Origin of the sequence: uncultured Campylobacter sp. (assembly GCF_938030815.1) — a bacterium.
Lineage (GTDB): Bacteria > Campylobacterota > Campylobacteria > Campylobacterales > Campylobacteraceae > Campylobacter_B.
The window spans coordinates 1-23296 of record NZ_CALHII010000114.1 but is presented as its reverse complement, the minus strand read 5'-3'; the positions used below and the strand labels follow the sequence as shown (position 1 = coordinate 23296).

The window sequence follows — 23296 nt, the reverse complement described above, 5'->3', positions numbered from 1 at the left end:
CGTTTGGTCGCTTAAATTCCGCGCAAAAAAGTTCTAATCGCAGGGGGCGTTTAAATTTAATCGTCGCTTGTTTTTGTTCTAAAACGGAGCGCGGAATTTTATCAGTCGTTCGCTTTGCGCTCGTAAAATGACCCTGAAAGTTATTGGTGCGGAATTTTATTCGTCCGCGATTTTATAAAATTTAGTTTTTATTTCTCGATAGATATATCCAGTGGACTATATCGCTAAGCGAAATCACTACAAGCATACTCATAAACATCGAGGTGGCTGTGAAAAACGATATCCAGCCAAATAGGCTCTCTCTGTTCGCAAAAGTAGGAAATATCCGTCCATTGCCTACTCTGTGTGGGATGCCGTTTATGGCAAAATCGGCGTAGAAATAATTGTTTAATGCCCAGTAAGCGAAAGGTATAGCGAGCAATATCACAAATAGCTGCGTCTTGACGGCGGGAAGCTCTTTTTTGTATAAGAATGTGGCGATCGGACAATACACGCAGCTTAGCGCGAAAGCCGTTAAAATAGGTACCCACAATGCCGCGACGTAAAATTCCGCAAGCTGCGTGTGCGGGCTTATTTTGCCGATCGCAGCGATGTTTGGAAAAAACTGCTTCATAAATTTAACGAAGTCCGCGCATGCCGCGCTTACGTCTAAAATATTTTCGGGCAGCACGAATACGCTAAGCGCCGTGATCGCAAACAGCGCAAAAACCGCCGCGTAAAGCCGCCCGAAAAATTTAATAAATTTCGTATCGGGATATGACGCCTCTTGCTCTTGCGCGCCTTGAGAATTCGGCAGATCGCTCATCGTTCGCTCCTTTAATAAAATTTGCGCGTTAAAATCCAGCTCACGCTAAATTTTAAAATTTTATGCCTTATCGTTTGGTAAATTTCACAATAAGGACCTGTTTTGGAATTTTTACGGTCTAATTTGAAACCAAATTTATTAAATTTAACCGAGCAAAGCTTTGTTTAAAAACAAAGTGTCGCCGCTTCTAACGCGCAGTGATCTAGGCGGGGTTTGGGCGGCAGACCTGCTTGCGGTTGCTGGCCGAAGCAAAGTAAAAGGGAGCTTCGCAAGTATAGCCCCTTCCGCTCCGCCTCTTCCGAGCAAGAATTTAAGCCTTATCGGAAGCGACAAATAAAATTTAAACCCGCGCGTAGCGTAGCAATTTCTCGTATCGTCGGAGCCAGAAAGCCTCTAAAATAAGAAAGCCCTTTCATTTCACGCAAGCTCGCAGCCAAAACCCAAAATTTAATTGCCTAACGAAAAAGGCAAGTTCTGGCGTTGCTGCTCGCAAAATAACCGCGGAACCTCACTAGATAGAATTTAAAATTCCGAGTATTTCTGATAGTCGATCTGCGCGGAGTTTTTGTTGATCGTATCGACCGTAGCTTCAGCGATCGCAAGTTCCTCGTTGGTAGGGATTACGAGCGTTTTGATTTTGCTATCTACCGCGCTTAAATTTCTAATCGAGCCGGTATTTTTTGCGTTTTTTGTCGCATCGATTTCGATGCCGATATGTGCGAGCTTCTCGCAGACATTTTGCCTAAAATGCGGCGCATTTTCGCCGATACCTCCGGTAAAGATCAAAGCGTCCACGCGCCCGAGCACGGCGTAATACGCTCCGATCATCTTAACGACGCTGTACACGAGCATCTCAAACGCAAGTTTCGCGCGCGGCTCGCCGCCTTCCATCTTTTCATATACTTTTCGCAGATCGCTTGCGCCGCAGATGCCCAAAAGTCCGCTTTTTTTGTTCATTATAACGTCCATATCCTGCGCGTTGTAGCCCGCGACGCGCTCGATGTATGGGATGATCGCAGGATCGATCGAGCCGCATCTGGTGCCCATGATGATGCCTTCAAGCGGCGTTAGCCCCATCGAGGTGTCGATGCACTTGCCGTTTTCTATGGCGCTTACGCTAGAGCCGTTGCCAAGATGTAGCGTAATGGCGTTGAAGTTTTCGTATTTTTTACGCAAAAATTTCGCTCCCATTGTCGAGACGAACCAATGCGACGTGCCGTGCGCGCCGTAGCGACGAACTTTGTATTTTTCGTAGAATTCATACGGCAGCGCGTACATATACGCATAAGGCGGGATGCTTTGATGAAATATCGTATCGAAAACCGCGACGTTTGGAATTTTCGGAGCGATCTTTAGGCAGGATTTGATACCCGCTAAATTTGCGGGATTGTGTAGTGGTGCAAGCGGTGCAAGCTCGGCGATTTTAGCCATTACGTCCTCATCTATGAGTGCAGGAGCGTCGAAATAATCCGCACCTTGGACTATTCTATGCCCGATGCCGCCTACTTGAGTTAGATCGTTGATTACTCCGCTTTGTTTTAAAAGATCAATCGCAATCGCAATCGCGGTTTCGTGATTTGGAATTTGCTCGTTTTCAACCTTTATGCCTCGTCCATTGGCGCAATTGATGCTTCCGCTTGCGTGCGTCGAGCCAATCTCCTCGATGAGCCCACTTGCGATGCAGGCGTGATTTAGCATATCGTGGAATTTAAATTTAACCGAGCTCGAACCGGAATTTATGACTAGGATATCCATTAATTCTCTCCCGCTTGAATTGCGCTGATAAGTATCGTGTTTACGATATCGGCGACCTTGCAGCCGCGGCTTAGATCGTTTACCGGCTTTTTTAAGCCCTGTAAAATCGGTCCGATCGCCACGGCGCCTGCGGTGCGCTGCACGGCCTTATAACAGATATTTCCGCAGTTAAGATCGGGGAAGATAAATACGTTCGCGCGTCCTGCGACCGCGGAGCCCGGCATTTTTTTCTTTGCGACTGCGGCATCAACTGCGGCGTCGAATTGCAGCGGCCCGTCGATTAGAAGTTCGGGCGCCTTTTCGCGCGCTTTTTGCGTCGCCGTTTTGATAAATTCCACGCTCTCTCCGCTGCCGCTATCACCGCTTGAGTAGCTTAACATCGCCACACGCGGCTCAAACCCGAACGCCTTTGCGGTCGCGGCGCTTGAGATCGCGATACCTGCCAGATACTCCGCGCTCGGGCTCGGCGCTACGGCGCAGTCGGCAAAAAGCAGAGCCTGCGTATCCAGGCACATTATAAATGCGCCGCTGACGCTTGCAATGCCGGGCTTTGTCTTGATGATCTGAAGCGCGGGGCGGATCGTCTCTGCGGTAGTAGTGCCGGCACCGCTTACCATCGCATCGGCCAGCCCTTCATACACGAGCATCGTACCGAAGTAGGTGCGATCGCGCACTAAATCGCGCGCCTGAGCCTCGCTCATACCTTTTGCCTTGCGAAGCTCATAAAGATCGCGCGCAAATTTTTCTAAGCTCGCATCCGTCTGCGGATCTAAAATTTTAACGCCGCTTAGATTGAGCCCCAGCTTGCTTGCGCTTTTTTGCACTTCGTCTTGCTGCCCCAGAAGGATCAAATTTGCCGCGCCGCTTTGTTTTATAATCGCAGCCGCGCGCAGAATTCTCTCATCGTCGCTTTCTGGTAGCACGACGGTTTTAACGTTCGCGCGAGCCTTGGCGTAGAGCTTGCTTTCAAATTTCAACGGGGTTAGAATTTCACAGCGCGTGGAGTTTGCGGCGTCAGTGAAGTAGCTTTTGTCGGCAACGACTTTATCAAGCTCTATCGCGCCGCTTTCGTAGGCAGAATTTTTACCGTAAAGCTCCGATTTTTTAGAATTTGCACTCTCTTGCGCAGACCTTAGCGCGGAAAATGAAATTTTATCCTCATATATGCTGGCAAAGCTTACCGCTTTTGCTGCAGCGATCGAGTGCGTGCCGATGCGCGCGGCGATTTCATTAGGATAAAATCCGCAAACAGGGATATTTAGATCCTTGGCGATTTGTAAATTTAGCTCGCGCATATCGGCTTCTGCGGCGCCGCGAACCAGCACAAAATTACACTGCTTTAGGATCTGTGCGAAGCGCTCTATCGCCGCCTTTCGCACGCGCTCATCCTGCCCGTCCGCGAGTGCTCTTTCAAGCTCACTCCTGCTAAAAAGGGCATTGTCGCCAGCGATGCAAAGTTGCAAAACGTTGTGAAAGCTCATGGATAAAATTTTATCTAGTTTTTTTAGCTCGGATTGGTAGGCGGTAGGCTCGTCGCATAGCAGCAAAATTCCGTTCATCGGTTGATCCTTTGAAATAAGATAGGCAATTGTAGCAAAATTTTGCTTGCGTGTTAATCAAAGATTTATCGTGAGGGTTTAGAATTTGGTAACTTCCAACAAAGGAGCGCACATGAAAAATTTAGTGATTTTGGCTCTTTTAGTGAGCCTCGTCGCGGCGAAAATCAACATAAATGAAGCTAGTCGCTACGAGCTGATGACGATCGGTGGGCTTGATGCGGGTAGGGCGGATATGCTTATGCAATACCGCCAAAAGCGCGAAATTTCAAGTCCAGATGAGCTAAAGGGTATCAACGGCTTTGCAAGTTACGATACCGCCAAACTGCAGAATAGCTTTGAAATATCGCCTAGAGCTAACGTGCAGCAGCCGGTGCAGCCTGAGCGCGATATAGTCGTAGTCGAAAAGACCCGCACCCGCACAGTTTACGGAGGCTCCACTTACAAACGCGTTGAAAATTACGGTAATGGCATCACGATCACAGAGACCGGCACTTTACCGCCACCTCCTCCGCGAGGATATGGTAGGCACGGCGGCATGATGCCGCCTCCTCCCCCGCCTCCTGGCAGCATTCCACCACCTCCGCACGGAGGTATAAAACCGCCTCCTCCGCCACCGCCTCCTCGCGATGATTATTCTCGCAGGAGAAGTTCTAGCAGTATGAGCGATAGCGATATCGGCGGAAGCTCGCGCCGTAACATGCCGGTGCCTATGCATATGGGAACGATCCGCTCGAAAAGATCCAGTAGCGTCACAAGCTTCGGCGACTGCGATCCGCAAAGCGGCAACTGCGCTAGCGTGGGCGTAGGCGTGCAGGTAGATAGAGGGTTTTAAAATTTAATTTTACGTGGGCGGAATTTTAGGATTTTAAATCGAGATTCCGCCCCCCCCTTAAATTTACGGCTAAATTTTAAAATTTCGTAACGTAGAATTTAAAATTTACGCAGATATTGCTCTGCACTACGATAAAATTCCAAAAAATTTTATAAATTTAATCCAAGCCTCGCGTGGTAAAATTTTAAGCCAAAATTTTACGTTAAAACTAATGCGCCGCGTTTGGTCGAAACAAATCCGCACTTTAAAATTTTAAATCCGAACATCCCGTCCGTTTTAAATTTATGACTAAATTTTAAATTTGCCTTTTCCACTCTTTCTAAATTCCGAAATTTTGCCCCGTCTTGCTGCTATTAAATTTTAAATTCGACCCGATTTAGCGCCTTAAATTCGTGAAATTTAATTTACAAAATAATATAATCACAAAATTATTCCAACGAAACAGGATGGGCGTATGAAAGAAATTAGCGGATCGCAGATGATCGTGGAGGCGTTGCGGCAGGAGGGGGTCGAGGTGGTTTTCGGCTACCCGGGCGGTGCGGCGCTAAACATTTATGATGAAATTTACAAACAAAAATACTTTAGACACATTTTGGTGCGCCACGAGCAGGCCGCGGCGATGGCTGCGGATGGATACGCGCGCGCTAGCGGCAAGGTCGGCGTGGCTGTCGTTACAAGCGGACCCGGATTTACAAACGCGCTTACGGGGCTTGCTACGGCGTATAGCGACAGCATCCCGATCGTGCTTATCAGCGGGCAGGTGGCGACCTCGCTCATCGGTACCGACGCTTTTCAAGAGATTGATGCGATCGGAATTTCACGCCCTTGCGTCAAGCACAACTATCTAGTTAAAACGATCGAAGAGCTGCCTAGAATTTTAAAAGAAGCCTTTTATATCGCTCGCAGCGGCAGACCGGGGCCCGTGCATGTCGATGTGCCGAAGGACGTAACGGCGAAGCTGGGCGTTTTTGAATATCCTGGCGAAATCAAGATGCAGACTTACAAGCCGAATTATAAGGGAAATTCTAAACAGATCAAAAAAGCCGTCGAGTTAATCGCAAGCTGCAAAAAGCCTATCCTCTACATCGGAGGCGGCGTTATTAGCGCGGGTGCAAGCGAGCTGGTGCGCGAGCTTAGCAGGTTTGCACAGATCCCGGTCGTTGAAACCCTTATGGCGCTAGGGGCTATGCGAAGCGATGATAAAAATCGCCTCGGTATGGTAGGAATGCACGGCAGCTACGCCGCAAATATGGCACTTAGCGAGTCGGATCTAATAATCTGTCTGGGCGCGAGATTTGATGATCGCGTCACCGGCAAGCTTAGCGAATTCGGCAAAAACGCAAAGATCATCCACGTCGATATCGATCCTAGCTCGATCTCAAAGATTATAAACGCGGATTATCCGATCGTGGGCGACGTGAAGTCGGTGCTAGAGGAGATGCTGCCGCGCATTAAAAGCGAGGTCAGCCCTGCAAATTTCGAGCAGTGGCGCGAGCTCATTCGCAAATACGATGAAATTCACCCGCTTAAATTTAACGACAGCGATGAAATTTTAAAGCCGCAGTGGGTTATACAAAGTACCGCAAAAATCGCTGGCGAGGATGCTATCATCGCTACGGACGTGGGGCAGCATCAGATGTGGGTCGCGCAGTTTTATCCGTTTTGCAAGCCGCGCACTCTGCTAAGTAGCGGAGGGCAGGGCACGATGGGATACGGCCTGCCCGCGGCATTGGGCGCGAAGGCTTATGCGGGAGATAGACCGGTTATAAATTTCAGCGGCGACGGCTCGATTTTGATGAATATCCAAGAGCTGATGACTGCGAGCGCGAGCGGTCTAAACGTTGTAAATATTGTATTAAACAACAATTTCTTAGGCATGGTGCGGCAGTGGCAGAGTCTATTTTACGGGCAGCGTTTCTCATCGACCGATCTTAGCTCGCAGCCCGATTTCGTAAAAATTGCGGGGGGCTTCGGCGGCGTGGGCTTTAGCGTTAGCACCAAAGTGGAATTTGAAGATGCGCTGAAGCAGGCTCTTGCGAGTAAGAAAGTAAGCGTCATCGAGGCTAAGATCGACCGTTTCGAAAATGTCTGGCCGATGGTACCCGCAGGCGGCGCGCTTTATAATATGATTTTTGAGCAGGAGTCTTAGGATGAATAGCATAAGAAGAGTAATCTCGGTCGTCGTTACCGATGAGCACGGCGTTTTGTCGCGGATCTCGGGGCTTTTTGCGGGGCGCGGCTATAATATCGACACCCTCACCGTTGCGCCGATTCCAAATACCGGTCTATCGCGCCTTAGCATCGTCACTTCGGGCGACGAGCGCGTCATAGAGCAGATCACCAAGCAGCTTCATAAGCTGATCCCCGTCTACAAGGTCATCGATGATGCAAAATTCGTCGAAAAGGAGATGGTTTTGGTAAAGATCGCGCTGGGCGAAAATTTAGCGGGGCTTGATGCCGTTTTAAAAGCCTACAACGGCAGCATCGCAAACAGCGACGACAGCAAGATCGTCATCATGGCGTGCGACGACGCAGACCGCATCGACGGGTTTTTAAAGACGATAAAAAAATACAATCCGATCGACGTCGTCCGCGGCGGCAGCGTCGCGCTGGATATGTAAGCGGCGATAAAATTTAATTAAAGGAGCGCAAATGAAATTATCTAAAATTGCCGAAATTTTAAATATAGAGCTTAGCGGGGCGGACGCGGAGATTACCGCGATAAATTCGCTTCAAAACGCAAGGCAAAGCGAGCTGAGCTACTGCGATAGCGACAAAAACGAGAAATTTTTATCCGCCACCAAAGCAGCCGCCGTATTGGTAAAAATCGGGACCGCAGTCCCAAGCGGCGTGCGAGCGCTGGAGTGCGAAAATCCGCACCTGGCCTTTGCGATCTTAAGCGCGCATTTTGCCAAGCCGCTCATTCGCAGCGGCGCGCCCGCAAAGATCGCCGCTAGCGCGCAGATCGGACAGAACGTACATATCGGCGTAAATTCTACGATCGGCGAGGATTGCGTCATTTTAAGCGGCGCGTATATCGGCGATGACGTGCATATCGAAAGCGGCTGCATAATCCACGCAAACGCCGTCATCTACAACGACGCGATCATCGGCGAGCGCTGCATAATCCACGCAAACGCCGTCATCGGAAGCGACGGCTTCGGCTACGCGCATACCAAAACGGGCGAGCACGTTAAAATTTATCACAACGGCAACGTCGTGCTGCAAGACGAGGTCGAGATCGGCGCGTGCACGACGATCGACCGCGCGGTGTTCGGCTCTACGATCGTTAAGCGCGGCAGCAAGATTGACAATCTCGTTCAGATCGGGCACAACTGCGAGCTTGGGCAAAACTGCCTCATCGTCTCTCAGGTGGGGCTTGCGGGCTCGACGACGCTCGGGCGCAACGTCGTGATGGGCGGACAGAGCGGCAGCGGCGGGCACGTAAGCGTGGGCGATTTCACTCAGATCGCGGCGCGCGGCGGCATAAGCAAGGACTTAGCGGGCGGTAAAAACTACGCCGGGCACCCTATAATGGAGCTTAGCGAGTGGTTCAAGCTGCAGGCTAAGATCGTTAGATTTTTTAGAGATAAAAAGCACTAGCCGTTTTGCCTTGGTTGATTAGATCGATTGGCTTGATTTGATCGTTTTGATCGTTCGCTCTGATCAACTCCTCTAGCTAGCTTAATCTAAGCAGGCTCGCGTCGTTTCAGTGAAGTTTGAAATCGCCAGGCAGTTGGCGATTGTGGAGTGGTTTGCGTTGCGTTCGGTTTTTGCATAGTTAGCAAACCGCTGCGGCGGTAAATTTTGCCCTTTTATCGACAGAATTTCGCCCGCGCCGTTTTTTGTCGTGCGCTTGCTTTGTGGGCGCGGTAGAATTTGATCTACTCGTTTTGAAATACGTTTGCTCGCAGTCATGGCGCCCGAGCTTTACGAGCGCTTTAAATCAGCGCAAATTTAATTAAAGGAAAAACTATGATAGAGATGTTTTTATGCTCCTATTTTGCGGGCGCGGCGACGCTTTTTGAAGACTATGCGAGGCAAAATATCAGCGCCAAAGAGGTGCTTTTTGTCCCGACCGCCGCAAACGTAGAGGAGTACCGAGACTACGTGGACGAGGCGAAAGAGGCGTTTGCCAAAATGGGCTTTACGCTTGAAATTTTAGACGTTTCCAAAGCGAGCGAGGCCGAAGCCAAGGCAAAGATCGGCGCAGCGCGGGTGCTTTACGTAAGCGGCGGCAACACCTTTTATCTTTTGCGCGAGCTTAAAAAGAAAGGTCTTGCTGACCTCATCGCTAGCCGCGTCAGAAACGGCGAGCTCATCTACGTAGGCGAGTCGGCGGGCGCGATGATCGCGGCTCCCAGCGTGGAGTATGTGAGCGCGATGGACGATGCGAGTGGTAGTGAATCAGTAGCAACGCAAACCGGGCTAGATCTTGTTAAATTCTATCCAGTAGTACACTACGGCGAGGAGCCCTTCGTGCAAAGCACGGCTAAAATTTTAAAAGCTTACGGCGGCAAGTTAAATTTGGCGCCGATAAATAATGCCGAAGCGATCGCGGTGCACGGCGATAAATTTGAAATTTTAGGGCGGTAAACTGCGGCGTGAAAGTAAAATTTAGTAATTAAACGCTTCGTAAAATTTACGCTTATATTTTCGCATAGGGCTACGAGGTGAAATTTTAACTTAGGTGCAGCGAGTCGCTAACGAATAAATTTAATCAAAGGATCAAAATGAAAATATTACTTATCAATGGCGGAGCACCTTTTAACGGCAAAGGCGGCAAGCTAAACAAAACTTTGCACGAGCTAGCCAAAAAGACGCTACAAGCCCTAGGGCACGAAACGCGCGAGACCACGATACATGAGGGCTACGATATAGAGGGCGAGGTAGAAAAATTTCTATGGATGGATGCCGTGATCTGGCAGATGCCCGCGTGGTGGATGGGCGAGCCTTGGCTAGTCAAAAAATACGTGGACGAGGTGTTTATGGGCGGCATAGGCAAGATAGTGGCAAACGACGGGCGGCACAGCGCAAGCCCAAACGACGGCTACGGCATGGGCGGACTGATAAAGGGAAAATCGCACATGCTAAGCGTCACTTGGAATGCGCCGCTTCAGGCGTTTGATAAGCCGGGTGATTTTTTCGAGGGCGCGGGCATAGACGGCGTTTATCTGCATTTTCATAAAGCCAACGAGTTTTTAGGCACGAAAAGACTGCCTACTTTTATGTGTAACGATGTCGTTAAAAATCCCGACATTGAGCGTTTTACGAGGGATTACGAAGCGCATCTAAAAATGGTTTTCGGCTAGCCTTAACGGACCCAAGAGTTATCTACTCGCAATACAGCGCCAGATGGGCTAAAACGGATTATAAAATCGCTTCTTAAGCCGGATATTACGGCGCTTGTGAAATTTTAAAATAATGCCAAGCAGTACTTGTTCGAGTGTGGCTTGCGATGCGCGAGGTTTTCGTAAACGAGATTCGAGCTTTGCTCGGCTGACTGACACTGCGTGATGTGCGGGAGGTGTGAAATTTGCGGCGTTGCGGCGTGAAATTTCAAGTCTTGCGGCGCGCGATTTATGCAGTCACTATATAAAATTTCATACGGCTGTCGCAGCTTTTAAGTCTGTGCGAAATAAAACTTGCGAAACAACGTGGCATTTTGCGATCGTTTTTAATTTTGAAAATGTGCTGTATTTTAGCTCGGCGCGAGATAAAATTTTACGCGGCGCACTTTTATGTGATGTACGCGTCTGGCTTGCCGTTGCTCTTAGTGCCATGTCAGCGAGTGCCTAAGCATGGATGAGCGCGATGGTTGGCTCGTGTAACCTATTAGCGTGCCGTTCAGCGCTGCTAGTGGCTTTAAGAGGCGCGATGTGTGTTTACAGGGGAATAGATGCCAAAAATCGATATGCTAAATTTTCTTCGCTCGGGCGAGTTTGCAGGCGTAGGAAGCGGCTTGAGCTGCGCGCAGATCGCCTCGATGTTTGGCCCTGCGGACGCGAGCTTTAAGAGCGCTGGAGCTGAAATTTTAAAATATGGCGCCTTTGAGTTTCACTTTTTTCGGGACGAAATTTTTATGATTTTTTCGGATCATTTCAGAAGCGGGCCTCTAAATTTCGGCGATGGCAGGGCGGGGCAAATCGAAATCGAGCCTTGGATATTATCGGGCTGCCCTGCTCCTATCGATCTTGCGGCCGTAAAAAGCGCTTTAAATCGTGAGCGGATCGAGTATCGCGAGCGCGCAACGGATGAGGGTTTGAAGCTAGACTTAAGCAGCAGCGTTACGCTTGCATTTGAAAGCTTGAGCGGCTTGGGCGGACCCCGCGGCTACGAGCTTGCCGCATTTTGGATAAAATTTTAACGGAATTTAAAAAGAGAAATATTTCTTTCGCGCGCTTTTTAAATTTAGCTTTTAAATTTACTCTTCGTTGAATGAAAATGAATGAAAATCCAAGCTAAATTTTGGCGGAAGCGGCGCCTTGTATTGCGCACGGCGACGGAAAAACCGAGCTGTATTAGCTGCAGAAGTACGGATTTAAAGATCGCGAAAGTTTGGAGTGACGTAGCTCCGCTTTTCTGCCGCTACGGCGCGCCAGGATGAAGCGCCGAGATAAAAATTTAAACAAAAGAGCTTTGATGTTTTTTGATACAAAATACGATGAAAAAAAGATCGCTAGCTTTAATCAGATGAATGCGCTTTTGAGGTGTGTGCTGCTGTTTTTTTCCTTGGCGCGGCGCCGTATACGTCCTACACGGCCGTGCTGCCGTCTAGCCCCGAGGATTTGCAGACCATAGAGGGGCGCGTCATATATGCAAACGAATAAGAGCAGAGGGACTAGTTATTATAAGTTAAATTTAGCGGATGGCGCGCTTAAACAGAGGCGTTTTTATTTAGATGTTTATAGCACCGAGATAGATGGATACAGGGCTGCGATATACGACAAAGAGGTAAAAATTTGGTACCAAAGGATCGGGGGCGATACCGACCTTGCACGGCAGATCGCCCTTAAAGACGGGCAAATTGTTTTAAAATACGATTATTCCTTTGCAACCAGGTTTTATTACGATACCATATCCGATTCCTATAGAATCACATATTTGAAATGGGGCGGCGGTGCGCTTGCACTTTTGATCGTTCAGATCGTTTTGACTCGGATAGCGAGGAGAAAATACCGCGCCAAATGGGGCTACTACGACAAGCCTACGAATAAAATTTAAAATCGCCGCCGCCGAATAAATTTAAGCAAAATTTTGACCTGGTAAAATTTTTAATCGGCTTTTGCGCGCTAATTAAATTTAAAGAGCGAAATCAAAGGGGCAAAAGCGCTGCTTAAATTTCGCTTTTTAAAAATCGTTTTAGTAAAAGGGCGGGCAGAGATCGGGATTTTATCACGGAATTTTGTTTTTGGCATTTTGCGAGAGCGGCGGAAATACGCTTTTTGCTTGCGCGGTCAAAGGCGGAAATTTCATTTACGTGCGGCTGAGAGGGCGGTGCGGTACCGCGCGCAAACTCATGCTTTCAGATTTAGCCGCAGTGAAATGACGGTGCGGCTAAAGCGTAAATTTTATCATCGCGCCTCGGCGGTATCTCTGCGCGGCAAAATAGTAAATTTATAAATTTTATGCTCTGTTTTAGTTCAAAAATTTATTCTCATTGCGGCTAGCGCGGTAAATTTATAAAATTTCACGCTGTGCAGCACAAGAAAAATCGGTCTGTAAATTTCTCAAATAGGTGGCAAAATTTAGCCCAAATTTAGGGCTAAATTTCATGCGCTTCCTAATTTTTCTCGATTAATTTCCTCTCGATAAAGCTTAAAATTTCATTCGCGCTTACGCTCTGCCGCTTTAGGCCTGCGCGAGTGATGAACTCGACGCTTCCCTCTGCTAAGGCTTTTCCCACGAGCACCGCATACGGGAAGCCCATCAGCTCGAAGTCATTCATCTTCACGCCGAAACGCTCCGCGCGATCGTCGAGCAGCACGCGGACGCCCAGCACGCGGCACTGCTCGTATAGTTTCTCGGCAAATTCTACCGCTGCCGCGTCTTTGTGATTTGAGATGATGATTTCAAGCTCAAAAGGCGCCAGCTCGCGCGGCCACACGCAGCCTCGCTCATCGTGGCTGCTTTCGATCGCCACGGCGATAAGGCGGCTTGCGCCGATGCCGTAGCAGCCCATAAAAAAGGGCTGTGCCTTGCCGTTTGCGTCCAAAAATCGCGCTCCCATCGGCTCGGAATATCGCGTGCCGAGCTGAAAGATATGGCCCACCTCGATGCCTTTCGTGATGCCAAGCTCGCCGCCGCAGCACGGACACGCGTCGCCTTCGCTCACGGCGGCGAGATCCGCAAAGCGCGATTCGTTAAAATTTATCACGCTAGCGCCCACGTAGTGGTAATCCGGCTCGTTCGCGCCCGCGATCATCTCGCGCGCTCCTTTTAACTCGGGATCGATGTAAAATTTCGCCCCTTCGCCGATCCCGAAGGGTCCGCAAAAGCCCGCCGTAAAGCCAGCTCGCGCGATCTCCTCCTCGCTGGCATCGATTAGCTCCAGCGCACCGCAGGCGTTTTGCGCCTTGGTCTCTTGCAGCTCGTCGCAGCCGCGGATAAAAAAAGCTACGATCTCGCTGCGATCCTCGTATAGCGCTTTTTTGATCACCGCTTTGATGGTGTAGAATTTATCCACTTTGAAAAATTCCGCCACCGCGTCGATCGTTTTCATCGCGGGGGTTTTAAATTTCATCATGCCGTCGGTTTCGGGCGCGGCGGCGTTCGTGGTTTTGGGAGCACGGCGCGCAGCCTCGATATTTGCGGCATACTCGCAGCGCTTGCACACGACGATATCGTCCTCGCCGTTATCCGCTAGCACCATAAACTCCTTGCTGCCGCTGCCGCCGATCGCGCCGCTGTCCGCATCGACCGCGCGAAAATTTAACCCAAGTCGCGTAAAAATCCGCGAGTACGCCTGCCTCATCACCTCAAACTCGCGCTTCATATCCGCAGCGTCTGCGTGGAAGCTATAGGCGTCCTTCATCGTAAACTCGCGACCGCGCAGAAGCCCGAAGCGAGGGCGCGCCTCGTCGCGGAATTTCGTATTGATCTGATAGATATTTAGCGGCAGCTGCTTGTAGCTCGTGATCTTATCCGCTACCATCAAAACCGCCGCCTCCTCGTTGGTAGGGCTTAGCACGAAGTCGTTATTCTTGCGGTCTTTGAAGCGCAGCAGCTCCTTGCCGTATTTGGCGTAGCGACCGCTTTTTTTCCATGCATCCGCGGACGTTACGACGCTAAAAGAGACCTCCTGCGCGCCCGCAGCATCCATCTCCTGCCTGATGACGGCGCAGATCCGCTCCAGCACTATCTTTCCTAGCGGCAAAAAATTATAAAGCCCGCTGCCCAGCTGCTCGATAAATCCCGCACGGATCAAAAGCGCGTGGCTAGGTAGTACAGCGTCTCTGGGAGCCTCTTTTAGGCTCGGAGCGAAAAGCTTGCTAAATTTCATTCTGTCTGTCCTTTTTCTCATTTTCTTGATTTAAAAATTTTTCGTAGTTTTCTTGCAGTTCAAAAATTTCGACCAGCGCATTTACTACGCCGTCTGCATCGTCCGCTTCGCCAAGGTTTTTCAAATTTACCGTCGGAGCGTGCAGAAACGCTTTAAAAACCTGATGGATCAGCTTGCGCGCCTCCTCCGCATCGCTGTGCTTTAGATAGCCCTTTTTAAGCGCTTTGGCTAGCTCTATCTCGGCTACTTGCTTCGCGCTTTGGCGCAAAGCCTTGATGATCGGCGTGGATGCCGCCGCCCTCAGCCATTTGAAAAACTCGTTCGTGCATTTTGCCACGATCGAGTAAGCGATCTGTGCCTGCTCCTCGCGAAGCAGCAAATTTTTCTTTACGATCTCCTCCAGATCATCGACGCTATAAACTTCAATATCCTCGCTCTGGCTAAGCTCTACGTCGCGCGGCACGGCTATATCAAAAAAATATCGCTTAATGCTTTTGGGTTCTAACAAGCTATCGGTAATGATCGGCTCTTGCGAGCCCGTAGCGCTGAAAAATAGGCTATTTGCGTTTAGATATTTTTTGAGATTATCAAGGCTATCGATTTTAATACGGGATTGTACCTGCGCAGAGGAATTTGCGCAGGCGGTGGAATTTTTATCGTCCTTGGGATTTTCGCCTGCTATGCGAGATTCATTGCCGTCTGTGAAAATCTTTTTATTAAAATTTACGCCGTCTTTGGAATTTTGTTTTTGCGCGACATTTTCGCCTGCGAAATTCGCGATATTTTTGGAATCTAAGTTGTCTGAGTTATTTCCTGTGCCGGGATTTTCATCCGCGCAATTTTTCGCATCCAAGGAATTCTCGCCAAGTAGCGAGGCGGCTAGCCTCTGCGCGCCGGCTAAATTTCGATTTAAGATCGTGATATTTGCGCCGTTTGCGAGCAGGTGTTTGCACGCTAGCTCGCTCATCTCTCCCGCGCCCACTACCACGGCGTCCGCGTCTTGCAAGGAGCCCAGTCTGTCTTTTGCCATCGCCACGGCGACGCTTGAGACCGAGATTGGATTTTTTGAAATTTCGGTTTGGTTGCGGATGCGCGCTGCGCACTTTAGCGCTTCATCTATCGCTCTTGCGATCTGCGCGCCGGCGCGAGCGTTTTGCATCGCGAATTTATAGGCGTCTTTGAGCTGGCCTACGATCTGCGTTTCGCCCACTACGAGGCTATCAAGAGAGGCTGCGACGGCGAAAAGGTGGTGTATCGCGCCGTAATCTTCGTAAATATCGGCACGCTCGGCTAGCTCGTCGTAGCTTACGCCGCTTACGCGCGAAAGTGCCAAAAGCACGAACTTTTGCGCTTCATCAAAGTCGCTTACGACGGTAAAAATTTCTACTCGGTTGCAGGTGCTAAGCACCAAACACTCCTCTATCGCGGAGTTTGAAGCCAAAAGGCGCAAAATTTCTTTCTTGCGCACATCGTTTGAAAACGAAAGTTTCTCGCGAACCGTGATATCTGTGTTTTTGTGGGTGAAGCTCACGCTCATATACGCCATCAAAACTCCCTATCTATCATATCTCGCACGATTTGCTCCAGCTTGTCGTTTTTAAATTCCGCCACGGCTTCGAGCGCCTTTTGCCCGTAGGCACGAGCTTCGTTTATACAGCGCTCGATGATGCCGTGCTCGCTAAGCTTCGCTTTGATCCATGAAATTTCGCTCTCGCACAGCTGTTTTTTAAAAAACGATCTCAGCTTTTGCCGCTGCGCATCATCTAAATTTTTGTATAAATAGATGTAGGGCAGGGTAGTTTTACCCTCCGCAAAATCGCTCAAGCTCGGCTTACCGAGCGCTTCTGAGCTTTGCGTGACGTCTAAGATATCGTCGATGATCTGAAAGGCAAGCCCAAGGTTTTTGCCGTATTCGCCGAATTTTACGCTCGCGCTTGAGATTTCATCATGATCTTTCTCGGCGTTTGAAATTTCTACTTCGTTTTTTGTGCCGCTCATATCTGAAATTTCGCCGAGATTTTCTGCGCTGCCGAATTTCAAAAATGCCCCGCAGCGTGCGACTTCCTCTATGAGAGCGGAGGTTTTTAGATAGATCATCTGCAGATATTTGCTCGCATCGTCGTTGAAATCGTTGCTTAAGCTCACATCCATCAGCTCGCCCACTGCGAGCTTCGTGACGGCGCCCGAAAGCGCGGCGGCGATGCGGCTTTCAAATTTAGAAAGCTCGAAGTATGCCTTGGAATAGAGTATGTCGCCCAGCATTACGGCGTTTTTGGAGCCGTAGGTGGCGTTTATCGAGGGCTTGCCGCGGCGCACCGAGCTTTCGTCGATGACGTCGTCGTGCAGTAGGCTCGCGGCTTGAATGAGCTCGATGATCGCGCACAGACGTAGCGATTTTTCATCCTTTTGCGCGATGTTTAGCAGCAGCTTGGAGCGCAGTTTTTTGCCGGGGCTTAGCCTATCAAACATCTCGCTAGCGGGCTCATATCCGCAGTCTGCGATGAAGCTTTTCATAATTAAATCGATTTGATCTTGCATTATTCGTTGTTGCTTAGGATATTTCCGCTCATTTGCAAAAATTTGTCGTTTAGCTCGTCTTGTAAATCCTGCTGTGCGATGAAGCTTTCGATCTCGCGCTCGCTAATACCGCGCTCTTCGCAGAGCCGCTCACAGGCGATGAGGCGGATTAGAGCTTCTTCGATTTCGTTTTGCACCAAAGTAGGGCTTGCAGCGGATAAAATTTCAAAAAATTTCTCTCTTGGGCTGCCTTCAAAAATATCCATTTACCTTCCTTAAAATTTCGCGATTATAGCAAATGTAAAATTTAATTTAGGTTAGGACGCGGCAAACTATCGGGGCTTTTAAACAGAAGCGATTGCGCAGATTTTGCACTTGCGTGCGGTAAATTTTAAGCTTAAGCGCGGGATTTTGGGCTTTGAATCTATAAATTTTAAAATTTTACTTGTTTGCGAGATAGGCAGAGCGAGCGGAATTTAAAAATTTAATCTTGGTTGCGTGGCGGATTAAACGCGAAGCTTTGCAGAAGGCGGAATTTTAAATTTACAGATAAGCAGCTTGATTTTTGCGGAAATTTTAAACTTCTTTGGCGCGAGTGAAATTTTAGGTTTCGCTTGAGCGGATAGAATTCCGCTTTGTTTGAGCGCTAAAATTCTTGGATTTCGCGTAGGCGGAGAGGATTTTCGCTTTGCTTGTGCGGTAAAATCTTGATTTCTGCACGGCGGATAAATTCTACTTATGCAAAATCTACTCGCGTGCATAACACAGATCAGGCTTTTTAAAATTTTAAAATTCCGCCGCTTTGCGAGAATTTGAAATTCCATGGACGCGGTAGAATGCTAAAATCGCGTTTGCATTAAATTTTAAGTCTGGTTTTCGAGGCAAATTTTAAATTAAGTCGCGAGAGAGCGTCTTTAAATTTTTAAAATTCCGTCACCTTTTACAGATAGAATTTCATTTTTCACGCAGATAAAATCGCGCACTACAAAAGCTACTTTTAAAATTTTAAATTCCACTCGCGCAGATGAAATCCCAGTTTCTCGTGCTAGTGGAATTTTTCGCGCAAGAATTATTTTTAAATTTTAATTTCGCTTGCGTTGCACGCGAAGATGGAATTCGCTCCGTTTTAAGAGCCTAAGCGTGATTTTACCCTGCTACAATACTACTTTTAATTAGCTATGCCTCAAAAACCAGGCTACTTTAAATTCCGCCGATGATTTCGCGCGCTTGCGTGATGCTTAGGGCATTGCGACTTAGTTCGCTAGGCTCGCCAAACCCCCAGCATACCTGCAAATACTCAAGTTTTGCGCCTCTTAGATCTGCCAAGTTTGCCTGAAAATATCGCGCTGCTGCAGCTTGTGCGCTTTCCGTCGCTTCTGCTTTTGCGGAAATTTTGGCACCTTTAAAGCTTAGCGTTGCCGCCCCGTCAGCGCCCGAGTCGTTAGGGCGGAATTTTTCATCTGCGTTAAGATTTTCGCCGCAAGAGCTTAAGCTTCCGCTGCTAGCGCTGAAATTCTTTCTATTGGTGCCACGGCTAGCATTTAAGCTCTCGCCGTCATTGCCGCCTTGAAATTCTAAATTTTGTAAAAATTCTGCGCCACGGAGTGCGGCTAGCTCATCCTTTTTGCTATCGCCTAAAAAAATCGCGTTTTTGTGCGGCGAGCATGCAATTACGTGTAGCAGCATCGCAGGGTTGGGTTTTGATGGCATCTGCTCGTTCGCGCCTACGACCAGATCAAATAGCCTGCGCACGCCCGTTTTTTCTAAGATCGCGCTTAGGGTGTAGGAAGGCGCATTAGAAGCGACTGCGAGAAAAAATCCTGCTTTTTTGCACGAGTGCAAAAGATCTTCGATACCTTCGTAAAGCACGGCGAAATCGCGGTAATTGCTTACAAATTCTTTCTCGAAAAAAGCAAGCTCTTCGGTGCTCGCTTCGGTTTTGCCGTAAAATTCCAAAAAGGCGTTCTTGCTCGGATCGTTGATGGTGTGGACGATGAAATTCTTTTGTAGCGGCGCTAGGCCGTAGAGCTCGCGGCGAGTGTTATTGACGCTGATTTCGATCGCGCGCGAAGAGTCAAGCAGCGTGCCATCCATATCAAAAATCACGGTTTTCATCTAATAATCCTTTAAAAAATCGATTTTGTGCTTGTCTTTTTTGTAACTCTTATTATTTTTGAGCTTTTGCAGAGCGTTTGCTTCATGCTGTAGCGCTGATCTAAACGCGGCATCGCCGATCTGTCCTGCCTCGCTAGCATCAAGGACGTTTTTAGCAAAGCTCTCAAGTGCCTTGGTGTAGGGACTATCGAGATTTGTAGCGGCCGCTTTAGATAAAATTTCATAGTTTTTAGCTATTCGCTTCGCAAAAAGCTCTGCGTCGAAATCCTCGCGCTTTAGCAGTGCTACGGCGGATTTTACGAAGCGTTCTAACGCGCGGATATATTTAACGCGCTCATCTTTTTCTTTGATTTGCATGATCTTTCCTTAATTAAAGCGCGCATTATAGCAAAATTCGAAATTTTGGCAAAATTACGCATATTATAAAACTATATTTTAATAACATTTTTTCTATAAATCCTGTATTATAGGCATTTTAAAATCATATAAAAATACTTGACTTTATTTTAAAATTTAGCTATTATTCGCCAAATTTTTTACAAAGGATAAAAATGCAAAAAGAAACCCTTGCAACTCATTTCGGTTACGACTCCGTCGCCGGCTACGGCACGATGGCAGTTCCCATTTATCAAAGCACCGCGTTTAACTTCGGTTCTAGCAAAAAGGCTGCTGATCGCTTCGCACTGCGTGATCTAGGGCCGATTTATGGGCGTTTGACAAATCCTACTACTGATGTTTTTGAGGCGCGACTTGCGGCGCTGGAAAATGGCAAAGCCGCAATCGCGGTCTCTAGTGGGCAGGCGGCAATATTTTTTGCGGTGGCAAATTTAGCCGCAGCGGGCGAAAATATCATCATCGCGGAGAAAATTTACGGTGGCGCAACTACGCTTTTGGCGCATACGATCAAACGTTTCGGCATCGAGGCTAGAATTTTTGACTCCGAAACTGCGGATAATTTGGAAGGTTTAATCGACGATAAGACTAGGGCGATCTTTTTCGAGACGCTTTCAAATCCTCAAATTTCAGTTGCAAATACCGCTAAAATCGCTACAATCGCAAATAAGCACGGCGTAGTAACGATTGCGGATAACACGATCCCAAGCCCTGCGCTTTACAATCCGCTTGATGACGGCGCCGATGTCGTAATCCACAGCGCTAGCAAATACATAAGCGGACAGGGGCTTAGCATCGCAGGCGCGATCGTTTCGGGCAAAGGATTAAATTCCAAACTCAAAGGCAATCCGCGTTACGCGCATTTTAACGAGCCTGATGATAGCTACCACGGCTTAGTTTATGCAGATTTAGTAGATAATTTCGACATTTATACGCTTAGGATTCGCTTGTCCCTGCTTCGCGATATTGGTGCGACGCTATCGCCGTTTAACGCGTTTCAGCTCATCCAGGGGCTTGAAACACTGCCGCTTCGTATGCAAAAACACTCGCAAAACGCGCTAAAGATCGCAGAATTTTTGCAAAATCATCCGAAGGTAAAGCAGGTCAATTATCCGGGGCTTGCAAGCTCGCCGTTTAATGCCGCGATCAAAGCGAAATTTAAAAACGGCTATGCAAGCAGTCTGATGAGCTTCATCGTAGATAGCGAAGAAACAGCGCTAAAGGCGGTTAGCAAGGTTAAAATTTTCTCCGTCGTAGCAAATATCGGCGATACGAAGTCGATCATCACTCATCCTGCGAGCACGACGCATTCGCAGCTAAACGAGGAGCAGCTAAACCGCGCTGGCGTGCCTGCGAGCTTAATCCGCCTAAGCGTGGGTATAGAGGACGCGAATGATTTGATTTCCGATCTTAGCGAGGCACTGAAATAATGGCACTTTTAAGCACAAAGGGCGTTTATGGGCTGGCTGCAATTTTGCAGATCGCCAAAGCTAGCGAAGTAGCGCCGATAAGTATAAAAGAGATCGCCGAGCGTACGGGAGTTTCTAAGAATTATTTGGAGCAAATTCTAAATACCCTTAGAAACGAGAAGCTAGTGTGTAGCATCAAAGGTAAAAACGGCGGCTATCACCTAGCCAGAGATGCTAGCGAGATTTCTTTCGGTGAAATTTTTACCGCTCTTGAAAAGGATCTGCGGATGACTAGCATTCAGATGAGCGATCCCGGACTGCGGGCGTTTTTTGAGAAATTCGACGTTAAGCTGGCAGAGATATTTAGTGAGCCTCTAAGCAGCTACGAGGAGATGATGGCGCGAAGCGTCCAGTATTTAAATTTCAGCATTTAAAGGAAAAATATGAAAATAGCAAACGATGTTACGGAGCTCATCGGCAATACTCCGTTAGTTAGAATCAATACGTTTGGCAAAAATGCCCTCATCCTAGCCAAGGCGGAATTTTTAAATCCAAGCCACTCGGTCAAAGATCGCATCGCGTGGCAGATCGTAAAAGACGCGCTAAGCTCGGGCAAGATCGACAAAAATAGCGTTTTGATAGAGCCTACCAGCGGAAACACGGGTGTGGGGCTTGCGATGATCGCAGCAAAGCTCGGTATGAAGCTCATTCTAACGATGCCAAGCTCGATGAGTATCGAGCGCCAAAAGCTCATAGCCGCATTCGGCGCTAAAATCGAGCTGACCGATCCGAAATTTGGAATGAAAGGCGCGGTAGATAGGGCAAATGAGCTGGCTGCGAGCACTCCAAATAGCTTCATTCCGAGCCAGTTTGATAACCCGAGCAATCCAAAAGCGCATTTTCAAAGCACTGGACCTGAAATTTGGGAGCAAAGCGGCGGTAGGGTAGATATTTTAGTCGCGGGATTTGGTACCGGCGGCACGCTCAGCGGCACGGCGAAATTTTTAAAATCTAAAAATCCAAACCTAAAAGCCTACGGCGTGGAGCCTGCTAGCTCGCCGCTTCTTACGTGCGGCAGTGCGGGCGGCCATAAAATCCAGGGCATTGGTGCAAATTTTATCCCTGATAATCTTGATAGAAGTGTCATCGACGGCTTTTTGAGCGTTGAGAACGACGATGCGTTTGCGGCAGCTAGACAGCTGGCGCAAAAAGAGGGCTTGCTCGTGGGTATCTCAAGCGGTGCGAACGTTTACGCCGCCGCACAGATCGCTGCCAAGCCCGAAAACAAGGGCAAAGTGATCGTTACGATCCTCTGCGATACCGGCGAGAGGTATCTTTCTACCGAGCTTTTCAAATAGGCGGCGATTTTTTGCTAGAGGGGCGGTTAGCGCAGCAATTTTTACGCATTTTACGCGGGCGCGCAGCTTCGCGAGATTAAATTTTACGCAGGCGCCGAAATTGGTGCGATGAGTTTTACGCGATCGCGCGGGTTATTGCGGCGATTGCGTGATTATATTTTACATTTTTCGCGTTACGTAGGCGCGAGATTAATACGATAGTTTCTCTGCGGGGAGGCGATAGTTGCGATGGTTATGCGATGATTTTATGAGAGCGCAACGATTTTTTAGCTTTGCTGATTTTGCGTTTATTAATTTGTTGATTTATCAGCTCGTCGCTCGCTGCGAGATAAAATTTAGCCCCAAAATAGGGCTAAATTTTAAAATTTCATCTTGCGTGCCTAGCTGATTTCGGGCGCGCTATGTATGACGGCGCTTGCCGCATCGCAATTCATCTAAATTTTAAAACTGCTAAGCTCGCCAAATCTGCGCGATCCGTACGCCGCAAAATTTTATATCGTCGTCCGCGCGCGGCATAAAATTTTAAAATCCTACTGAAATTTTTAAGCTTGCTCGTGCGGCTAAAATTCCAAATTCGCGCCGTGCATAAATTCTAAACTCCGCTGTAAATAAAATTTCAAAATCCCGCTCTTTAAATTTAGCCAAATTTCAAAATTTAATCATAAAAACGCTATCATCGGGGCAAAATTTTTAAGGTTGTAAAATGAGTTTGAGCTTGAAATTTCGCCCCAAAAGCCTAGAGCAGATCGTGGGGCAGGGCAAGATCGTAGCGGTTTTTAAAAAATTCGTCGCCGCAGGCAGCATCCCGCACAGTATATTTTTCGGCGCCGCAGGTAGCGGCAAAACGACGATGGCGCGCGTGATCGCAAGCGAGCTGAACTACGATTTTTACGAGCTTGACGCCACGAGCCTGAAGGTCGAGGATATCCGCAAAATTCTATCCTCGCACGCCGGCTCGCTCATCAAGCCGCTCATTTTCATCGACGAGATCCACCGCCTCAGCAAGACGCAGCAGGAGGTGCTTCTTATCCCGATGGAAAACTACGCCGCG

General features: G+C 48.4%; 24 protein-coding genes. 13 read left to right on the top strand and 11 right to left on the bottom strand.

The window, feature by feature from the left end; translation table 11 throughout:
• Positions 1–181 precede the first annotated feature (181 nt).
• Positions 182–805, bottom strand: coding sequence for a hypothetical protein (locus Q0277_RS04050; RefSeq protein WP_297995867.1), 624 nt, complete (start codon positions 803–805; stop codon positions 182–184).
• Between the two features lie 160 nt (positions 806–965).
• Here Q0277_RS04050 and Q0277_RS04045 point away from each other — a divergent pair, with 160 nt between their 5' ends.
• Complete coding sequence (locus tag Q0277_RS04045) at positions 966–1142, top strand: hypothetical protein (RefSeq protein WP_297995865.1); 177 nt, start codon at positions 966–968, stop codon at positions 1140–1142.
• Positions 1143–1327: 185 nt separating this feature from the next.
• On the opposite strand, the gene Q0277_RS04040 is transcribed toward Q0277_RS04045, so the two are convergent.
• Positions 1328–2560: an acetate kinase gene (locus Q0277_RS04040; protein ID WP_005870640.1), complete on the bottom strand. Its 1233-nt coding sequence runs from the start codon at positions 2558–2560 to the stop codon at positions 1328–1330.
• Entirely contained in the window at positions 2560–4119 is a 1560-nt protein-coding gene (pta, locus tag Q0277_RS04035) for a phosphate acetyltransferase (RefSeq protein WP_297995862.1), read from the bottom strand. Before pta ends, Q0277_RS04040 begins: the two co-directional genes overlap by 1 nt.
• 112 nt (positions 4120–4231) lie before the next feature.
• Here pta and Q0277_RS04030 point away from each other — a divergent pair, with 112 nt between their 5' ends.
• From Q0277_RS04030 to lpxD, 4 genes are all read left to right on the top strand, one after another.
• Positions 4232–4951, top strand: coding sequence for a helix-hairpin-helix domain-containing protein (locus Q0277_RS04030; RefSeq protein ID WP_297995861.1), 720 nt, complete (start codon positions 4232–4234; stop codon positions 4949–4951).
• Positions 4952–5405: 454 nt separating this feature from the next.
• Positions 5406–7100 (top strand): acetolactate synthase large subunit, encoded by a 1695-nt coding sequence (locus Q0277_RS04025; protein ID WP_297995860.1) that lies wholly within the window; start codon positions 5406–5408, stop codon positions 7098–7100.
• Position 7101: 1 nt separating this feature from the next.
• Complete coding sequence (ilvN, locus tag Q0277_RS04020) at positions 7102–7572, top strand: acetolactate synthase small subunit (RefSeq protein ID WP_177389272.1); 471 nt, start codon at positions 7102–7104, stop codon at positions 7570–7572.
• 31 nt (positions 7573–7603) lie between these two features.
• Entirely contained in the window at positions 7604–8554 is a 951-nt protein-coding gene (gene lpxD / locus Q0277_RS04015; protein WP_297995858.1) for a UDP-3-O-(3-hydroxymyristoyl)glucosamine N-acyltransferase, read from the top strand.
• A gap of 81 nt (positions 8555–8635) precedes the next feature.
• Here the strand turns inward: lpxD and Q0277_RS04010 are convergent, their stop codons facing one another.
• Positions 8636–8869 (bottom strand): hypothetical protein, encoded by a 234-nt coding sequence (locus Q0277_RS04010; protein WP_297995856.1) that lies wholly within the window; start codon positions 8867–8869, stop codon positions 8636–8638.
• 57 nt (positions 8870–8926) lie between these two features.
• On the opposite strand from Q0277_RS04010, the gene Q0277_RS04005 reads away from it, so the two are divergent.
• The 4 genes from Q0277_RS04005 (at position 8927) to Q0277_RS03990 (ending at position 12175) form a co-directional block, all read left to right on the top strand.
• Positions 8927–9547, top strand: coding sequence for a Type 1 glutamine amidotransferase-like domain-containing protein (locus tag Q0277_RS04005; RefSeq protein ID WP_297995854.1), 621 nt, complete (start codon positions 8927–8929; stop codon positions 9545–9547).
• Between the two features lie 137 nt (positions 9548–9684).
• Complete coding sequence (locus Q0277_RS04000; RefSeq protein ID WP_297995852.1) at positions 9685–10263, top strand: NAD(P)H-dependent oxidoreductase; 579 nt, start codon at positions 9685–9687, stop codon at positions 10261–10263.
• 587 nt (positions 10264–10850) lie between these two features.
• Positions 10851–11318 carry a hypothetical protein gene (locus Q0277_RS03995; protein ID WP_297995850.1) on the top strand — a complete coding sequence of 156 codons (468 nt, stop codon included), beginning with the start codon at positions 10851–10853 and terminating at the stop codon, positions 11316–11318.
• A gap of 449 nt (positions 11319–11767) precedes the next feature.
• On the top strand, positions 11768–12175 hold the full coding sequence (locus Q0277_RS03990) for a hypothetical protein (RefSeq protein WP_297995848.1): 408 nt from the start codon (positions 11768–11770) through the stop codon (positions 12173–12175).
• Positions 12176–12734: 559 nt separating this feature from the next.
• Here Q0277_RS03990 and Q0277_RS03985 read toward each other — a convergent pair.
• The 7 genes from Q0277_RS03985 to Q0277_RS03955 form a co-directional block, all read right to left on the bottom strand.
• Positions 12735–14453: a proline--tRNA ligase gene (locus tag Q0277_RS03985; RefSeq protein ID WP_297995846.1), complete on the bottom strand. Its 1719-nt coding sequence runs from the start codon at positions 14451–14453 to the stop codon at positions 12735–12737.
• A complete protein-coding gene (gene hemA / locus Q0277_RS03980) occupies positions 14443–15999 on the bottom strand; it encodes a glutamyl-tRNA reductase (RefSeq protein ID WP_297995844.1) in 1557 nt (518 codons plus the stop codon). Before hemA ends, Q0277_RS03985 begins: the two co-directional genes overlap by 11 nt.
• Positions 15999–16991, bottom strand: coding sequence for a polyprenyl synthetase family protein (locus Q0277_RS03975; RefSeq protein WP_297995843.1), 993 nt, complete (start codon positions 16989–16991; stop codon positions 15999–16001). Before Q0277_RS03975 ends, hemA begins: the two co-directional genes overlap by 1 nt.
• The gene (locus Q0277_RS03970) at positions 16991–17236 is read right to left on the bottom strand and encodes a DUF2018 family protein (RefSeq protein WP_297995841.1); all 246 of its coding nucleotides are present in this window, start codon (positions 17234–17236) and stop codon (positions 16991–16993) included. The genes Q0277_RS03975 and Q0277_RS03970 overlap by 1 nt, the downstream gene beginning before the upstream one ends.
• A gap of 240 nt (positions 17237–17476) precedes the next feature.
• Entirely contained in the window at positions 17477–17794 is a 318-nt protein-coding gene (locus Q0277_RS03965) for a hypothetical protein (protein WP_297995839.1), read from the bottom strand.
• A gap of 376 nt (positions 17795–18170) precedes the next feature.
• Complete coding sequence (locus tag Q0277_RS03960; RefSeq protein WP_297995837.1) at positions 18171–19085, bottom strand: HAD family hydrolase; 915 nt, start codon at positions 19083–19085, stop codon at positions 18171–18173.
• Entirely contained in the window at positions 19086–19445 is a 360-nt protein-coding gene (locus tag Q0277_RS03955; RefSeq protein WP_297962354.1) for a hypothetical protein, read from the bottom strand.
• 191 nt (positions 19446–19636) lie between these two features.
• Here Q0277_RS03955 and Q0277_RS03950 point away from each other — a divergent pair, with 191 nt between their 5' ends.
• The 4 genes from Q0277_RS03950 to Q0277_RS03935 form a co-directional block, all read left to right on the top strand.
• Positions 19637–20908 carry an aminotransferase class I/II-fold pyridoxal phosphate-dependent enzyme gene (locus tag Q0277_RS03950; protein ID WP_297995835.1) on the top strand — a complete coding sequence of 424 codons (1272 nt, stop codon included), beginning with the start codon at positions 19637–19639 and terminating at the stop codon, positions 20906–20908.
• Positions 20908–21321, top strand: a complete 414-nt coding sequence (locus Q0277_RS03945; protein ID WP_297995834.1) for an Rrf2 family transcriptional regulator — start codon at positions 20908–20910, stop codon at positions 21319–21321. Before Q0277_RS03950 ends, Q0277_RS03945 begins: the two co-directional genes overlap by 1 nt.
• A gap of 9 nt (positions 21322–21330) precedes the next feature.
• Positions 21331–22245 (top strand): cysteine synthase A, encoded by a 915-nt coding sequence (gene cysK, locus Q0277_RS03940; RefSeq protein WP_297995833.1) that lies wholly within the window; start codon positions 21331–21333, stop codon positions 22243–22245.
• 703 nt (positions 22246–22948) lie between these two features.
• Positions 22949–23296, top strand: a 348-nt coding sequence (locus Q0277_RS03935; protein ID WP_297995831.1) for an AAA family ATPase, incomplete at its 3' end; no start/stop codon positions are given.

Bases quoted from the DNA above. Each gene is read 5' to 3' on its own strand.
- Q0277_RS03995 (WP_297995850.1), top strand. From the start codon at position 10,851: ATGCCAAAAATCGATATGCTAAATTTTCTTCGCTCGGGCGAGTTTGCA.
- Q0277_RS03990 (WP_297995848.1), top strand. From the start codon at position 11,768: ATGCAAACGAATAAGAGCAGAGGGACTAGTTATTATAAGTTAAATTTA.
- pta (WP_297995862.1), bottom strand. From the start codon at position 4,119: ATGAACGGAATTTTGCTGCTATGCGACGAGCCTACCGCCTACCAATCC.
- Q0277_RS04030 (WP_297995861.1), top strand. From the start codon at position 4,232: ATGAAAAATTTAGTGATTTTGGCTCTTTTAGTGAGCCTCGTCGCGGCG.
- lpxD (WP_297995858.1), top strand. From the start codon at position 7,604: ATGAAATTATCTAAAATTGCCGAAATTTTAAATATAGAGCTTAGCGGG.
- Q0277_RS03975 (WP_297995843.1), bottom strand. From the start codon at position 16,991: ATGCAAGATCAAATCGATTTAATTATGAAAAGCTTCATCGCAGACTGC.
- Q0277_RS03985 (WP_297995846.1), bottom strand. From the start codon at position 14,453: ATGAAATTTAGCAAGCTTTTCGCTCCGAGCCTAAAAGAGGCTCCCAGA.
- Q0277_RS03970 (WP_297995841.1), bottom strand. From the start codon at position 17,236: ATGGATATTTTTGAAGGCAGCCCAAGAGAGAAATTTTTTGAAATTTTA.
- Q0277_RS03945 (WP_297995834.1), top strand. From the start codon at position 20,908: ATGGCACTTTTAAGCACAAAGGGCGTTTATGGGCTGGCTGCAATTTTG.
- hemA (WP_297995844.1), bottom strand. From the start codon at position 15,999: ATGGCGTATATGAGCGTGAGCTTCACCCACAAAAACACAGATATCACG.
- Q0277_RS03950 (WP_297995835.1), top strand. From the start codon at position 19,637: ATGCAAAAAGAAACCCTTGCAACTCATTTCGGTTACGACTCCGTCGCC.
- Q0277_RS04010 (WP_297995856.1), bottom strand. From the start codon at position 8,869: ATGACTGCGAGCAAACGTATTTCAAAACGAGTAGATCAAATTCTACCG.
- ilvN (WP_177389272.1), top strand. From the start codon at position 7,102: ATGAATAGCATAAGAAGAGTAATCTCGGTCGTCGTTACCGATGAGCAC.
- Q0277_RS04005 (WP_297995854.1), top strand. From the start codon at position 8,927: ATGATAGAGATGTTTTTATGCTCCTATTTTGCGGGCGCGGCGACGCTT.
- cysK (WP_297995833.1), top strand. From the start codon at position 21,331: ATGAAAATAGCAAACGATGTTACGGAGCTCATCGGCAATACTCCGTTA.
- Q0277_RS03965 (WP_297995839.1), bottom strand. From the start codon at position 17,794: ATGGAATTTCAAATTCTCGCAAAGCGGCGGAATTTTAAAATTTTAAAA.
- Q0277_RS04040 (WP_005870640.1), bottom strand. From the start codon at position 2,560: ATGGATATCCTAGTCATAAATTCCGGTTCGAGCTCGGTTAAATTTAAA.
- Q0277_RS04000 (WP_297995852.1), top strand. From the start codon at position 9,685: ATGAAAATATTACTTATCAATGGCGGAGCACCTTTTAACGGCAAAGGC.
- Q0277_RS03960 (WP_297995837.1), bottom strand. From the start codon at position 19,085: ATGAAAACCGTGATTTTTGATATGGATGGCACGCTGCTTGACTCTTCG.
- Q0277_RS04025 (WP_297995860.1), top strand. From the start codon at position 5,406: ATGAAAGAAATTAGCGGATCGCAGATGATCGTGGAGGCGTTGCGGCAG.
- Q0277_RS04050 (WP_297995867.1), bottom strand. From the start codon at position 805: ATGAGCGATCTGCCGAATTCTCAAGGCGCGCAAGAGCAAGAGGCGTCA.